Below are 15,065 nucleotides of genomic sequence, written 5' to 3' on the forward strand. Positions count from 1 at the left end.
GCTTACTTCTCCTTCTTGGCGCCGTAGCGGCTGCGAGCCTGCTTGCGGTTCTTGACGCCCTGCGTGTCGAGGGAGCCGCGGATGATCTTGTAGCGAACACCCGGCAGGTCCTTCACACGGCCGCCGCGCACGAGCACGATGGAGTGCTCCTGGAGGTTGTGGCCCTCACCCGGGATGTAAGCGGTGACCTCGATCCCGCTGGTCAGACGCACACGCGCGACCTTACGCAGGGCCGAGTTCGGCTTCTTCGGGGTGGTGGTGAAAACACGCGTGCAGACGCCCCGGCGCTGCGGCGAACCCTCGAGCGCGGGCGTCTTGTTCTTCTCGACCTTGTCCTGCCGGCCCTTGCGGACCAGCTGCTGGATCGTAGGCACCGTTTCTCCGGTTTCTGTGTGCCGATCTCGGTAAAGCTAACCTGGGCCACCTTCTCCGACCCACGCGGTCGGGTGTGTCGGAGTCCGCAGACTCCCGCCGGAGGCGGAACTCCTCTGGCGGGAGAAGTGTGCAGACACCGGCATCCCCTCACCCCGCTCCCCGCGCGTAGGAGCGCATACGGGAGCGCAGGGGATACCCCAGGCACAAGGTCAGAGCCTACCTAGCCGGTCGTCCCCGGTCAAAACAAGCCCCCATGCCGAGGGGATCCGGTTCGTTCCCGCCCACAGCCGCCCGGACGTCCCGGTTCGCCCCGGTACGGTCCGCGGCCGCCCGGAGCCACCCGGCGCCCGCTCGGGTCAGCCCGCGACCAGCACCAGCAGCAGGATGCCCAGCGCCACCCAGCCCAGCGCCAGCCCCGCGACCGCCGACCCGTCGCCCTGGTCCCCGGTCCGCCGGATCTCCGCCCGCGCCTTGTGCCCCAGGATCACCGCCGGCAGCCCGCTGACGCCCAGGGTGATCGGGGTGAGCAGACCGCAGACGAGGGCGCCGATCGCGGCGGCGTTGGTCGGCCGGGGCGGCGGTGGCGGCGAGAAGGCCGGATACGGCCGCCGGTAGGCCGGGTGCACCGGCGGGCCCGCGTAGGGCGGGCGCGGCTGGAAGACGGCCGGGACGGCCGGGGGCACGGCCCCGGGGCCGTGCGGGACGTCCGAGGTGAGCTGCTGGAGCTCCTCCAGAGTGCGGGCCGCGAGGGCACGCCCGGAGCGCTGGTCGTACTCCTCCTTGGTCAGCCGCCCCTCCGCGAAGGCAGCCCGCAGCACGTCGACGGTGCGTTCCCGATCCGCGTTCCCGGCGAGCATCGCAACCCCCACCTCCCCCGGACGACTGTACCCATCATGACGGACACCCGCGGCGAAGGTGTGGTTCCGTGCCGGACCGAGCTCGTGCCGGGGCGCCCGGTCCACCTGCACCCGACCGGAGCGGCCGGCGACCGGCCAGGGCCGCCGGGTGGGGCCGGGAGAGTTCCGCGTCCACGCCGCAACGGGGCGGGGACGGCCGGCGACCGAGCCGCCCCCCGCCGGGCAGGGGCGACGGTGACGTGCCGCGCAGCACCCCGGCACGCACCGACCCGGGGGCCCGGGGCTCCGGGCGCGGCGGGCAGAGCCCGGCGCGCCCGCGCGGCCCCCCGGGCCGGCGCGCCGCGGCCGGGCGGAAGGCTCAGCCGTCCGGCGTCTCCACGGGGGGCTCCCGGCTCAGCGCTCCGCTGGGGCACAGCCGCACCGCGTCCCGCGCCGCCTCATGCAGCGGCGGCGGCACCTCCGCCACCCGCAGCACCACCCGGCCGTCCTCCTCGCTCTGGTCGAAGAGCTCCGCCGAGGTCATCACGCAGAGCCCCGCCGAGCAGCACCGGTCCCGGTCCGCGCGCAGCCGCACCGGGATCACCACACGACGGGCAGCGACTCGACCCCGGCGACCAGGGTCCGGTCCCGCACCCGGATCTCCTCCGGCGGCCGGGCCGACCGCAGGTCCGGGAACTCCGCGAGCAGCTCCCGGAGGGCGATCTGCAGCTCCAGCCGTGCCAGAGCCTGCCCGAGGCACTGGTGGACGCCGTAGCCGAAGGCGAGGTGGCCGCGCGCGTCCCGGCCGAAGTCGAGGGTGCCGGGGTCGGCGAAGGCCGCCGGGTCGTGGTTGGCGCTGCGCAGGCTGAAGACGACCCCCTCGCCGGCCCGTACGGTCACCTCGTCGGTGAGCGGCACGTCCTCCAGCGCCACGCGCCCGATGCCGGCCCGGACCACCGAGAGAAAGCGCAGCAGCTCCTCGACGGCGGGCTTGATCAGCTCCGGGTCGGCGCGCAGCGCCGCCTGCCGCTCCGGCTCCCGGAAGAGGGTGAGCACGGCCAGGCCGATCATGTTGGCGGTGGTCTCGTGTCCCGCGACGAGCATCAGGCGGGCCATCGCCGTCACGTCGGCGTCGGACATCCCCGTGGCCTCCTGCCGCCGGACGGCCTGGCTCAGCAGGTCCTCCCCCGGGTGGGCCCGCTTCGCGGCGGCCAGCTCGCCCAGGTAGGCGCCGAGCGCCGCCATGGACTCCCCGGCCTCCTCGCCGGTCGCGTCGAAGCTGAGGATCACGCCGCTGTGGTGCTGGAACATCGCCCGGTCCGCGTACGGCACCCCGAGCAGCAGGCAGATCACCTGGGAGGGCAGCGGCAGCGCGAACCCGGCGACCAGGTCGGCGGGCGGCCCGGCGGCCCGCAGGGTGCCGAGCAGTTCCCGGGCGAGACGCGTCACCGGACCGCGCAGCGCCTCGATGCGGCGCATGGTGAAGACGGGGGTGAGGACCCGGCGCAGCACGTCGTGCCGGGGCGGGTCCATGCGCAGGAAGGAGAGCCCGCCCGGCTCCAGCGGGAGCGGAAGCAGGCGGGGGTAGCCCGGCTGCTGGTCGTCGGCGGAGAAGCGCGGGTCGGAGAGCACGGTGCGCACGTGGGCGTTGTCGCCGACGACCCAGACGGTCCTCCCGTCCGGTAACGGGAAGCGGGCGGGTCCGGCGGCCCGCTCCGCCAGCGACTCGATCTCGGGGATGGCGGCGGCGGAGTTCTCCTGGGTCACGCGATCCTCCAACGGCGGGGCGGTGGGCGGCCGGGGTGGCTGCGCTCGCCCTCGCACCGTAGGAGCGCTCCCGCCGGGCCGACAGGGAGCACGGGCGGGCGGCGTGTGCACGCCCGGCAGGCGGGGGCGCACACAACCGGCCCGGGGCGCGCCGGGCGCACACGCCGCAGGGCGGCCACCCCCGGAGGGGTGACCGCCCTGTACCGGCCCGTGGGCCGTGCCCGGCGCGCGGGGCGCCTCAGGCGTTGTACGGCCCGTAGTCGTAGTCCTCCAGCGGGACGGCCTGACCGGAGCCGGCGCCGAACGGCGAGTAGTCGATGTCGTCGTAGCCGACGGCCGAGTACATCGCCGCCTTGGCCTCCTCGGTCGGCTCGACCCGGATGTTCCGGTAGCGGGACAGGCCCGTGCCGGCCGGGATGAGCTTACCGATGATGACGTTCTCCTTGAGGCCGATCAGGGAGTCCGACTTGGCGTTGATCGCCGCGTCGGTCAGCACCCGGGTCGTCTCCTGGAAGGACGCCGCGGACAGCCAGGACTCGGTCGCCAGCGAGGCCTTGGTGATGCCCATGAGCTGCGGACGGCCGGAGGCCGGCTGGCCGCCCTCCTGCACCACGCGCCGGTTCTCGTGCTCGAACTTCGAGCGCTCGACCAGCTCGCCCGGCAGCAGCTCGGCGTCGCCGGACTCGATGATCGTCACCCGGCGCAGCATCTGCCGGATGATGATCTCGATGTGCTTGTCGTGGATCGACACGCCCTGCGAGTTGTAGACCTTCTGGACCTCGTTGACCAGGTGCACCTGGACCGCCCGCTGACCGAGGATCCGCAGCACGTCGTGCGGGTTCTCGGTGCCGACGGTCAGCTTCTGGCCGACCTGGACGTGGTCGCCGTCGCGCACCGTGAGGCGGGCGCGCTTGGAGACGCCGTACGAGGTCTCGTCCGAGCCGTCGTCCGGGGTGACGACGACCTTCTTGGTCTTCTCGGTCTCCTCGATGCGGACCCGGCCGGCGGTCTCCGAGATCGGCGCCACGCCCTTGGGCGTACGGGCCTCGAAGAGCTCGACGACACGCGGCAGACCCTGGGTGATGTCGTCGCCGGCCACACCACCGGTGTGGAAGGTACGCATCGTGAGCTGGGTGCCGGGCTCACCGATGGACTGGGCGGCGATGATGCCGACGGCCTCGCCGATGTCCACCAGCTTGCCGGTCGCCAGCGAGCGGCCGTAGCACATGGCGCAGGTGCCGACGGCGGACTCGCAGGTGAGGATGGAGCGGGTCTTGACCGTCTCCACGCCGTGCCGGACCAGCTCGTCGATGAGCACGTCGCCCAGGTCGGTGCCGGCCGGGGCCAGCACCTTGCCGTCCACGACGATGTCCTCGGCGAGGCAGCGGGCGTACACGCTGCTCTCGACGTTCTCCGCCTTGCGGAGCACGCCGTCCGCGCCGCGCTCGGCGATCGCCAGCTTGAGGCCGCGGTCGGTGCCGCAGTCCTCCTCGCGGATGATCACGTCCTGCGAGACGTCCACCAGACGCCGGGTCAGGTAACCCGAGTCGGCGGTACGCAGCGCGGTGTCGGCGAGGCCCTTGCGGGCGCCGTGCGTGGAGATGAAGTACTCCAGCACGGAGAGGCCCTCGCGGAAGGACGCCTTGATCGGACGCGGGATGGTCTCGTTCTTGGCGTTCGACACCAGACCGCGCATGCCCGCGATCTGGCGCATCTGCATCATGTTCCCTCGGGCGCCCGAGTCGACCATCATGAAGATCGGGTTGGTCTTCGGGAAGTTGTCGCTCATCGCCTCGGCGACCTCGTTGGTCGCCTTGGTCCAGATCGCGATGAGCTCCTGGGTGCGCTCGTCCTTGGTGATCAGACCGCGCTCGTACTGCTTCTGGACCTTCTCGTCCTGGGCCTCGTACGAGGTGATGATGTCCCGCTTGGCCTCCGGGACCACCACGTCCGAGATCGCCACGGTGACACCGGAGCGGGTCGCCCAGTGGTAACCGGCGGTCTTCAGGTTGTCCAGGGTCGCCGCGACGACGACCTTCGGGTAGCGCTCGGCGAGGTCGTTGACGATCCCGGAGATCTGCTTCTTGCCCACCGGGTAGTCGACGAACGGGTAGTCCTCGGGCAGCAGCTCGTTGAAGAGCGCCCGGCCCAGGGTGGTCTCCAGCCGGAAGCTGTCACCCGGCTGGTACTCGGGCTCGCCCTCCTCCGGCGCCGGCGGGGTCCAGCCGCGGGGCGGCACGGAACCCACCGGGAAGCGGATGTCGATCTTCGCCTGGAGCGAGAGCTCCCGGGCGTCGAACGCCATGATCGCCTCGGCGACGGAGTTGAAGGAGCGCCCCTCGCCGACCGTCTCCCGCTGCTCGCCGTCGGAGGAGAGGAAGAACAGCCCGAGCACCATGTCCTGGGTGGGCATGGTCACCGGGCGGCCGTCGGCCGGCTTGAGGATGTTGTTCGAGGACAGCATCAGGATGCGGGCCTCGGCCTGGGCCTCCGCGGAGAGCGGCAGGTGCACGGCCATCTGGTCGCCGTCGAAGTCCGCGTTGAACGCGGTGCAGACCAGCGGGTGGATCTGAATGGCCTTGCCCTCGACGAGCTGCGGCTCGAAGGCCTGGATGCCGAGGCGGTGCAGCGTCGGCGCCCGGTTCAGCAGCACCGGGTGCTCGGCGATGACCTCCTCCAGCACGTCGTACACGACCGTGCGGCCACGCTCGACCATCCGCTTGGCCGACTTGATGTTCTGCGCGTGGTTCAGGTCGACCAGGCGCTTCATCACGAACGGCTTGAAGAGCTCCAGCGCCATGGCCTTCGGCAGGCCGCACTGGTGCAGCTTGAGCTGCGGGCCGACGACGATCACGGAACGGGCCGAGTAGTCGACGCGCTTACCCAGCAGGTTCTGCCGGAAGCGGCCCTGCTTGCCCTTGAGCATGTCGGACAGCGACTTCAGCGGACGGTTGCCCGGGCCGGTGACCGGCCGGCCGCGGCGGCCGTTGTCGAACAGCGCGTCGACGGCCTCCTGCAGCATCCGCTTCTCGTTGTTGACGATGATCTCGGGCGCGCCGAGGTCGAGCAGCCGCTTCAGGCGGTTGTTCCGGTTGATGACCCGGCGGTACAGGTCGTTCAGGTCGGAGGTCGCGAAGCGGCCGCCGTCGAGCTGCACCATCGGGCGCAGGTCCGGCGGGATCACCGGGACGCAGTCCAGCACCATGCCCTTGGGGCTGTTGGAGGTCTGCAGGAAGGCGGAGACGACCTTGAGGCGCTTCAGCGCCCGGGTCTTCTTCTGGCCCTTGCCGGTGCGGATGACCTCGCGGAGCTTCTCCGCCTCCTCCTCCAGGTCGAAGGTGTCCAGCCGCTTCTGCAGCGCGGCGGCGCCCATCGAGCCGTCGAAGTAGGTGCCGAAGCGGTCGCGCAGCTCGCGGTAGAGCAGCTCGTCGCCCTCCAGGTCCTGGACCTTGAGGTTCTTGAAGCGGTTCCACACCTCGTCGAGACGGTCGATCTCGCGCTGGGCGCGGTCGCGGAGCTGCTTCATCTCCCGCTCGGCGCCCTCGCGGACCTTGCGGCGGGCGTCGGCCTTGGCCCCCTCGGCCTCCAGCTCGGCCAGGTCCGACTCCTGCTTCTTGGCCCGGGCCTCGAGGTCGGCGTCGCGGCGCTGCTCGATCTGCTGACGCTCCACGGAGACGTGCGCCTCCAGGGAGGGCAGGTCGCGGGTGCGGCGCTCCTCGTCCACGTACGTGATCATGTACGCGGCGAAGTAGATGACCTTCTCCAGGTCCTTCGGGGCGAGGTCCAGCAGGTAGCCCAGCCGGGACGGGACGCCCTTGAAGTACCAGATGTGGGTGACGGGTGCGGCCAGCTCGATGTGGCCCATCCGCTCCCGGCGCACCTTGGCGCGGGTCACCTCGACGCCGCAGCGCTCACAGATGATGCCCTTGAAGCGGACGCGCTTGTACTTGCCGCAGTAGCACTCCCAGTCCCGGGTCGGACCGAAGATCTTCTCGCAGAAGAGTCCGTCCTTCTCGGGCTTGAGGGTGCGGTAGTTGATGGTTTCCGGCTTCTTGACCTCGCCGTGGGACCACTGACGGATGTCGTCAGCAGTGGCGAGACCGATGCGGAGCTCGTCGAAGAAGTTGACGTCGAGCACTCTCGTCAATCCCTCTCAGGGTCGTGTCAGTCAATGGTCTGAACGGGGTCGCGGGGAGAGCCGGCGGCACCGCCCGGGTGCCACCGGCCACCCCGTCAGACCTCTTCGACGCTGCTCGGCTCGCGCCGGGACAGGTCGATACCGAGCTCTTCCGCGGCGCGGAAGACGTCCTCGTCGGTGTCGCGCATCTCGATGGACATGCCGTCCGAGGACAGCACCTCCACGTTGAGGCAGAGCGACTGCATCTCCTTGATGAGCACCTTGAAGGACTCCGGGATGCCCGGCTCGGGGATGTTCTCGCCCTTGACGATGGCCTCGTAGACCTTCACGCGGCCGGTGACGTCGTCGGACTTGATGGTCAGCAGCTCCTGGAGCGCGTAGGCGGCGCCGTACGCCTCCAGCGCCCACACCTCCATCTCACCGAAGCGCTGGCCGCCGAACTGGGCCTTACCACCCAGCGGCTGCTGGGTGATCATGCTGTACGGGCCGGTGGACCGGGCGTGCAGCTTGTCGTCGACCAGGTGGTGCAGCTTGAGGATGTACATGTACCCGATCGAGATCGGGTCCGGGAACGGCTCGCCGGAGCGGCCGTCGAACAGGCGCGCCTTGCCGGACGGCTGGACCAGCCGGTCGCCGTCGCGGTTGGGGGTCGTGGACTCGAAGAGACCGGCGATCTCGTCCTCACGGGCGCCGTCGAAGACCGGGGTGGCGACGTTGGTGCCGCCCTCGACCTCGTGCGCGTCGATCGCGGCCAGCCGCTTCTTCCACTCCTCGTCCAGGCCCTCGACCTTCCAGCCCTGGGAGGCGAGCCAGCCCAGGTGGATCTCCAGGACCTGACCCGGGTTCATCCGGGAGGGGACGCCCAGCGGGTTCAGGATGACGTCGACCGGGGTGCCGTCCTCCAGGAACGGCATGTCCTCGACCGGCAGGATCTTCGAGATGACGCCCTTGTTGCCGTGGCGGCCGGCGAGCTTGTCACCGTCGGTGATCTTGCGCTTCTGCGCGACGTAGACACGGACGAGCTGGTTGACGCCCGGGGGCAGCTCGTCGCCCTCCTCGCGGTCGAAGACGCGGACGCCGATGACCTTGCCGGTCTCGCCGTGCGGCACCTTCAGCGAGGTGTCGCGGACCTCGCGGGCCTTCTCGCCGAAGATCGCGCGCAGCAGCCGCTCCTCCGGGGTCAGCTCGGTCTCGCCCTTCGGGGTGACCTTGCCGACCAGGATGTCGCCCGCCTCGACCTCGGCACCGATGCGGATGATGCCGCGCTCGTCGAGGTCGGCGAGGACCTCCTCGGAGACGTTCGGGATGTCCCGGGTGATCTCCTCCGGGCCGAGCTTGGTGTCCCGGGCGTCGACCTCGTGCTCCTCGATGTGGATCGAGGAGAGGACGTCGTCCTGCACGAGGCGCTGCGACAGGATGATCGCGTCCTCGTAGTTGTAGCCCTCCCACGGCATGAAGGCGACCAGCAGGTTCTTGCCGAGGGCCATCTCGCCGTCCTCGGTGGACGGGCCGTCGGCCAGCACCTGGTCGACCACGACCCGGTCGCCCTCGTCGACCAGGACCTTCTGGTTGAAGGAGGTGCCCTGGTTGGACCGGGAGAACTTGGCGATGCGGTACGTGGTGTACGTGCCGTCGTCGTTGGCCACCGTGACGTAGTCCGCGGAGACCTCCTGGACCACGCCCTCCTTCTCGGCCTTGATCACGTCGCCGGCGTCCACCGCGCAGCGGTACTCCATGCCGGTGCCGACCAGCGGCGACTCGGTCTTGATGAGCGGCACGGCCTGCCGCATCATGTTCGACCCCATGAGCGCACGGTTGGCGTCGTCGTGCTCCAGGAAGGGGATCATGGCGGTCGCCACCGACACCATCTGGCGCGGCGAGACGTCCATGTAGTCCACGTCGTCGCCCGGGATCAGGTCGACCTCGCCGCCGCGGCGGCGGATCAGCACCCGGTCCTCGGCGAACCGCATCTCCTCCGTCAGCGGCGCGTTCGCCTGCGCGATGACGAAGCGGTCCTCCTCGTCGGCGGTGAGGTAGTGCACCTCGTCGGTGACCACGCCGTCGACGACCTTGCGGTACGGGGTCTCCACAAAGCCGAAGGCGTTGACCCGGCCGTAGGAGGCCAGCGAGCCGATCAGACCGATGTTCGGGCCCTCGGGGGTCTCGATCGGGCACATCCGGCCGTAGTGCGACGGGTGCACGTCACGGACCTCGAAGCCGGCCCGCTCACGGGAGAGACCGCCCGGGCCCAGCGCCGACAGACGGCGCTTGTGGGTCAGCCCGGAGAGCGGGTTGGTCTGGTCCATGAACTGGGAGAGCTGGCTGGTGCCGAAGAACTCCTTGATGGAGGCGACGACCGGCCGGATGTTGATCAGGGTCTGCGGCGTGATCGCCTCGACGTCCTGGGTGGTCATCCGCTCCCGGACCACACGCTCCATCCGGGCCAGACCGGTGCGCACCTGGTTCTGGATGAGCTCGCCGACGTTCCGCAGGCGGCGGTTGCCGAAGTGGTCGATGTCGTCGGTCTCGACGACGATCAGGTCGCCCTCGCCGGACCGCGCCTCGGTCTCGCCGGCGTGCAGCTTCACCAGGTACTTGATCGTGGCGATGACGTCGGCGTTGGTGAGCACGCCGGACTCCAGCGGCTCGTCACCGCCGAGCTTCTTGTTGATCTTGTACCGGCCGACCTTGGCCAGGTCGTAGCGCTTCGGGTTGAAGTAGAGGTTCTCCAGCAGCGTCTGCGCGGCCTCGCGGGTCGGCGGCTCCCCCGGACGCAGCTTGCGGTAGATGTCCAGCAGCGCGTCGTCCTGGCCCTGGGTGTGGTCCTTCTCCAGGGTGGCGCGCATGGACTCGTACTGGCCGAACTCCTCCAGGATCTGGTCGTTCGTCCAGCCGAGCGCCTTGAGCAGGACGGTCACCGACTGCTTGCGCTTGCGGTCGATGCGCACACCGACCATGTCGCGCTTGTCGATCTCCATCTCCAGCCAGGCACCCCGGGACGGGATGATCTTGGCGGAGAAGATGTCCTTGTCGGAGGTCTTGTCGATCGAGCTGTCGAAGTAGACACCCGGCGAGCGGACGAGCTGCGAGACCACGACACGCTCGGTGCCGTTGATCACGAAGGTGCCCTTGTTGGTCATGAGCGGGAAGTCGCCCATGAAGACCGTCTGGGACTTGATCTCGCCGGTCTCGTTGTTGGTGAACTCGGCGGTGACGAAGAGCGGGGCCGCGTAGGTGAAGTCGCGCTCCTTGCACTCGTCGATGGAGTTCTTCGGCGGCTCGAAGCGGTGATCGCGGAAGGTCAGCGACATCGACCCGGAGAAGTCCTCGATCGGGGAGATCTCCTCGAAGATCTCTTCCAGACCGGACTTGGTCGGGACGTCCTGACCACTGTCCAGCGCGGCCTCGACGCGAGCCTTCCATGCATCGTTGCCGAGAAGCCAGTCGAAGGACTCGGTCTGGAGCGCAAGGAGGTTCGGAACCCCGAGAGGTTCCTTGATCTTCGCAAAGGAGATACGCAGCGGGGCGGTGCTGGCGCCGTTGTTCGAAATGGCGGTCGAGGCGTTGCGCGAGGCGGCCAAGAGGGGGTCCTTCCGAGGGCTCGGACTCACTACGCGCATACCGGTGCCCCTGGTGACGGGCAGGGAGCAGCTAATAGGCAGCGCAAAGGGTCAGTGTAGCCACTAGGCCCACTGATGTCCAGAGCGGAATCCCGGAGACTGGCGCAGTGCCACTCTCCCCCTCTCGATCTGCTGTGTTAGGCGACAACCTACGCGAGAAGTGCCGCACGCACTGCCCACGCTGCCGACGCATGTCGATGCTTCCCGCTTCGCCCGCGATCCATGCCTCGGAACCTGGATCGATGTGACGACGCGTCCCGAGAATTACGCGCTGCGTGCCATTCGTCAAGGCCCCCAGGACAGCGAAGATCACCATACCCGCCCGTCCCGGCGGGGCAAGGAAGCCGTCACCGGACGACGGAGGGCGGTCACCCGCACGGGTGACCGCCCTCCGGTACGGCTCTGCCACGTGGGTCATCCGACCCCGTGAGTGACCAGTGTCACGGCGCTTCCCCGCCCGGGCGGGGGCAGCGGTCCGCGACACGCGGCCCGCACTCGCTTCGCGTGTGCGTACGCGTCACTTGACCTCGACGGAGGCGCCGGCGCCCTCGAGGGACTCCTTGGCCTTGTCCGCGGCGTCCTTGGCGACCTTCTCGAGGACCGGCTTCGGGGTGCCGTCCACGAGCTCCTTGGCCTCCTTCAGACCCAGCGAGGTCAGCTCCCGCACGACCTTGATGACCTGGATCTTCTTGTCGCCCGCACCGGTGAGGATGACGTCGAACTCGTCCTGCTCCTCCTCGGCGGCGGCACCCTCGCCACCGCCCTGGCCCGGGGCGGCCACGACGGCGGCGGCCGGCGCGGCGGCCTCGACGTCGAAGCGGTCCTCGAACTTCTTCACGAAGTCGGAGAGCTCGACGAGGGTCATCTCCTCGAACTGCGCGAGCAGCTCGTCCTGGCTGAGCTTCGCCATGGTGGCGGTCCTTCCACTAGATCGGCTGGTGCCGGATGTCGTACATGTCGGCGGGCGTACTCGGGCCCGCTGCGACCGGGCGGAACGGCGCGGTGGGAACCGTGCCTACTCCGACTCGGCCTCGGCGGGAGCCGGCGTACCGGCACCGCCCTGCTCGCGCTTGTCGCGAAGCGCGTCCGCGGTGCGGACCATCTTCGACAGCGGGGCCTGGAAGGTCGCCGCGGCCTTGGCCATGGACGCCTTCATGCCGCCGGCAAGCTTGCTGAGCAGCACCTCGCGGGACTCGAGGTCCGCGAGCTTGTTGATGTCGACGGCCGTCATCGGGCTGCCGTCGACGATGCCGCCCTTGATCACGAGGGCGGGGTGGGCCTTCGCGAAGTCACGCAGACCCTTCGCCGCCTCGACCGGGTCGCCGGTCACGAAGGCGACGGCCGACGAGCCGGTGAAGTACTCGTCGAGCTCGTTGATCCCGGCCTCATTGGCCGCGATCTTGGTGAGCGTGTTCTTCACGATGCGGTACTGGGCGTTCCCACCGAGCGAACGGCGCAGGTCCTTGAGCTGCGCCACGGTGAGACCGGTGTACGCGGTCACGACGGCCGCGCTGGAGTTGTGGAACTTGTCCGTCATCTCCTCGACGGCGGCGACCTTGTCAGGGGCGACCCGCTCCCTGGCCATGAGCCTCGGCCTCCTTCCGGGTGTTCAGGACCGCACGGAAGGGGCTGTGAACGACGAAACGCCCCGGCGCAGGCGCACGGGGCGAGGCTCGACCGGACAGGCCGCACGGGCCTCCTCCGGGAGCTCTTCCGGTCACCTGCGCAGGTCGTCCGCCGCGAGCGGAACCTTCGGCCGCTGCACCCTCTGCACGGGCGCACCGGCGACCAGCGGTCTTTGGCTACCCCAGGAGAATACGCGAGCGGGCCCGGGCCGCCAAATCCGGTCCCGGGCCCGCCCGCGCCGCCGGTGCCCGGCAGGCCCGGTCGGCAGGTCCGTCAGCTCAGCTCGGTGAAGTCCACCCAGTCGCTCTCGGCCGGCGCCTCGACGGTGACCGCGGTGCCGTAGTCCGAGTAGTAGACCGTCGAGTCGAAGTCGGTGCCGCTGGTGCTGTCGGCCTTCTCCCGCTTCTTCACCAGCAGGTCGTCCTCGTCGATCCAGAGGTCGATGGTCTCCTTCTCCATGCCCATCGTCTCGAGCTGGTCCTGGAGGGCCTGCAGGTCCGCCTCGGAGAGGTCCTGGGACTGCATCCGGGCCAGCTCGGCGACCTTGAAGCTGCCGCGGTAGTGGGTGGTCTGCTCGCCGCGCACGGTCTCCGTGCCGACCTTCTTCACCTCGCCGGTGGCCAGCAGCAGGTCCACGGAGCGCGACGGGTTGTTGTTCTGGAGCTGGTCCTTCATGAAGGCGCCGGCCGGGCCCAGCTTCTCCGCCAGCTTGTCGTAGTCGTACTTGATCCAGTGCGCGCCGCCGCCCGCGGTGGAGGCGAACTCGTCGCCCATGTTCACGTAGTAGGCGTCCTCGAGGTAGCGCGTCGGCGTCGGCTTGCCGTCGACCGGGCTGCCCGCGACGATGCCGCCCCGCTGGACGACCGACATCTCGCCGGTCATCCCGCCGCCGGACCAGTCCATGGCGCCTTCCATGGTGGTCGTCTGCTCGCCCCGCGGGGTGCCCTGTGTCGTGGTGCCCTCGACGGCCGCGGACTTCTGCTCGTCCGTGCTGTCCGAGGCCTTCTGCAGCGCCGCGATGGGCGAGAGCGAGTCGACCCGGTCCGAGCCCCCTCCGTCGCCGTCGCCGCCGCTCTTCTCGCTGCCGCAGGCGGTCAGGCCGGCCGTCAGCAGCACTCCCGCCGCCACCGCGACGATGCGGGTCCTGTGCACGAGTCCCCCCATGATGATCGTATTGTCCCGGCACTTGTGTGCCGGTACGACTGTAGCGGGTCCCCCTCCGCCGCCGCCGGGAGCGCCCGGTGCACGCCCCGCCGCGCGGGGTGCGCGACGCGTACGGGCCGGTCCCCGCCCTCCGGGGAGAGCGGGGACCGGCCCATGGTGCGCGCGGGCGTACGCCCCCGTCGGAGCGTACGGCCGCCGGCGTCTCAGACGGCCGCGGGGTCCTCCTCCACGAGGAGGTTGCGGGTGCGGTTGCCGTCCACCGGGATGCCGGGGCCCATCGTGGTGGTGATGGTGGCCTTCTTCACGTACCGGCCCTTGGCGGCCGACGGCTTCAGCCGGACGACCTCGTCCAGGGCGGCGGCGTAGTTCTCCACGAGCTGGGCGTCCTCGAAGGAGGTCTTGCCGATGATGAAGTGGAGGTTCGCGTGCTTGTCGACGCGGAACTCGATCTTGCCGCCCTTGATGTCCGTGACGGCCTTGGCCACGTCCGGGGTGACGGTGCCGGTCTTCGGGTTCGGCATCAGGCCACGCGGACCGAGCACCCGGCCGAGGCGGCCGACCTTGCCCATCAGGTCCGGGGTGGCCACCACGGCGTCGAAGTCGAGCCGGCCCTTGGAGACCTCGTCGATCAGTTCGTCGGAGCCGACGATGTCGGCGCCCGCGGCTTCCGCGGCCGCTGCACGGTCGCCGGTCGCGAAGACCAGGACCCGGGCGGTCTTACCGGTGCCGTGCGGGAGGTTCACGGTGCCGCGGACCATCTGGTCCGCCTTGCGCGGGTCGACACCCAGACGCAGGGCGACCTCGACGGTCGCGTCGAACGAGGCCGTGGAGGTCTCCTTGGCCAGCCGGACCGCCTCGAGCGGGGCGTAGAGCTTCGCCCGGTCGACCTTGGCGTCCGCGCTGCGGAGGTTCTTGCTGCGCTTCACTGCTGCTCCTGCTGGTGAGATTCGGAGTCGTGGTACGGGCCGCGCAGGGCCCTCCCACGGGGGCGAGGCTGGCACCACCGGCTGCCCGGGGTGCGCGACCGCGAGGTCAGCCCTCGATCGTGACGCCCATGGAACGGGCCGTACCGGCGATGATCTTCTCCGCCTGGTCCAGGTCGTTCGCGTTGAGGTCGGGCATCTTGGTCGTGGCGATCTCGCGCACCTGCTCGCGCGTGACCTTGCCGACCTTGGTGGAGTGCGGCGTACCGGAGCCCTTCTCCAGGCCGGCGGCCTTGAGGATCATCTTGGCGGCCGGCGGCGTCTTGGTGACGAAGTCGAAGGAGCGGTCCTCGTAGACCGTGATCTCCACCGGGATGACCCACCCGCGCTGCGACTCCGTCGCGGCGTTGTAGGCCTTGCAGAACTCCATGATGTTGACGCCGTGCTGACCCAGCGCCGGGCCGACCGGCGGAGCCGGGTTCGCCGCACCGGCCTGGATCTGGAGCTTGATCAGCCCCGCGACCTTCTTCTTCTTGGGAGGCATGCTCTCTCCGGGTCCTAGTGAGAGGTTCTTCCGCCTCCGCCGGCGACACCGGCGCGCATCGGCGCGTCCGGT

General features: G+C 70.0%; 11 protein-coding genes. All 11 read right to left on the reverse strand.

Going from position 1 to position 15,065, the window contains the following annotated elements:
- Positions 1-2 precede the first annotated feature (2 nt).
- The 11 genes from rpsL to rplK all read right to left on the reverse strand — a co-directional run bounded on the left by rpsL (position 3) and on the right by rplK (position 14,993).
- Complete coding sequence (rpsL, locus tag HOY81_RS10620; RefSeq protein WP_003948652.1) at positions 3-374, reverse strand: 30S ribosomal protein S12; 372 nt, start codon at positions 372-374, stop codon at positions 3-5.
- Positions 375-731: 357 nt separating this feature from the next.
- Positions 732-1,232: a DUF1707 and DUF4190 domain-containing protein gene (locus tag HOY81_RS10625; RefSeq protein ID WP_237320029.1), complete on the reverse strand. Its 501-nt coding sequence runs from the start codon at positions 1,230-1,232 to the stop codon at positions 732-734.
- A gap of 358 nt (positions 1,233-1,590) precedes the next feature.
- Entirely contained in the window at positions 1,591-1,806 is a 216-nt protein-coding gene (locus HOY81_RS10630; RefSeq protein WP_237320030.1) for a ferredoxin, read from the reverse strand.
- Between the two features lie 5 nt (positions 1,807-1,811).
- Positions 1,812-2,978, reverse strand: a complete 1,167-nt coding sequence (locus tag HOY81_RS27330; RefSeq protein WP_237320031.1) for a cytochrome P450 — start codon at positions 2,976-2,978, stop codon at positions 1,812-1,814.
- A 238-nt stretch (positions 2,979-3,216) separates the two neighbouring features.
- Positions 3,217-7,116 (reverse strand): DNA-directed RNA polymerase subunit beta', encoded by a 3,900-nt coding sequence (locus HOY81_RS10640; RefSeq protein ID WP_237320068.1) that lies wholly within the window; start codon positions 7,114-7,116, stop codon positions 3,217-3,219.
- Between the two features lie 95 nt (positions 7,117-7,211).
- Entirely contained in the window at positions 7,212-10,697 is a 3,486-nt protein-coding gene (gene rpoB / locus HOY81_RS10645; protein ID WP_237320032.1) for a DNA-directed RNA polymerase subunit beta, read from the reverse strand.
- A gap of 556 nt (positions 10,698-11,253) precedes the next feature.
- Positions 11,254-11,646, reverse strand: coding sequence for a 50S ribosomal protein L7/L12 (gene rplL, locus HOY81_RS10650; protein ID WP_237320033.1), 393 nt, complete (start codon positions 11,644-11,646; stop codon positions 11,254-11,256).
- 105 nt (positions 11,647-11,751) lie between these two features.
- On the reverse strand, positions 11,752-12,321 hold the full coding sequence (gene rplJ / locus HOY81_RS10655) for a 50S ribosomal protein L10 (RefSeq protein ID WP_237320034.1): 570 nt from the start codon (positions 12,319-12,321) through the stop codon (positions 11,752-11,754).
- Positions 12,322-12,635: 314 nt separating this feature from the next.
- The gene (locus tag HOY81_RS10660) at positions 12,636-13,526 is read right to left on the reverse strand and encodes a hypothetical protein (RefSeq protein ID WP_237320035.1); all 891 of its coding nucleotides are present in this window, start codon (positions 13,524-13,526) and stop codon (positions 12,636-12,638) included.
- Between the two features lie 203 nt (positions 13,527-13,729).
- Entirely contained in the window at positions 13,730-14,452 is a 723-nt protein-coding gene (gene rplA, locus HOY81_RS10665; protein WP_237320036.1) for a 50S ribosomal protein L1, read from the reverse strand.
- Between the two features lie 106 nt (positions 14,453-14,558).
- Positions 14,559-14,993, reverse strand: a complete 435-nt coding sequence (gene rplK / locus HOY81_RS10670) for a 50S ribosomal protein L11 (RefSeq protein ID WP_237320037.1) — start codon at positions 14,991-14,993, stop codon at positions 14,559-14,561.
- Positions 14,994-15,065: the final 72 nt, after the last annotated feature.

The organism is Streptomyces sp. JJ36 (assembly GCF_021696945.1).
GTDB lineage: Bacteria > Actinomycetota > Actinomycetes > Streptomycetales > Streptomycetaceae > Streptomyces.

Coding starts and splice junctions, on each gene's coding strand:
- rplK (WP_237320037.1), bottom strand. CDS start 14,993: ATGCCTCCCAAGAAGAAGAAGGTCGCGGGGCTGATCAAGCTCCAGATC.
- rplJ (WP_237320034.1), bottom strand. CDS start 12,321: ATGGCCAGGGAGCGGGTCGCCCCTGACAAGGTCGCCGCCGTCGAGGAG.
- rplL (WP_237320033.1), bottom strand. CDS start 11,646: ATGGCGAAGCTCAGCCAGGACGAGCTGCTCGCGCAGTTCGAGGAGATG.
- HOY81_RS10625 (WP_237320029.1), bottom strand. CDS start 1,232: ATGCTCGCCGGGAACGCGGATCGGGAACGCACCGTCGACGTGCTGCGG.
- HOY81_RS10660 (WP_237320035.1), bottom strand. CDS start 13,526: ATGGGGGGACTCGTGCACAGGACCCGCATCGTCGCGGTGGCGGCGGGA.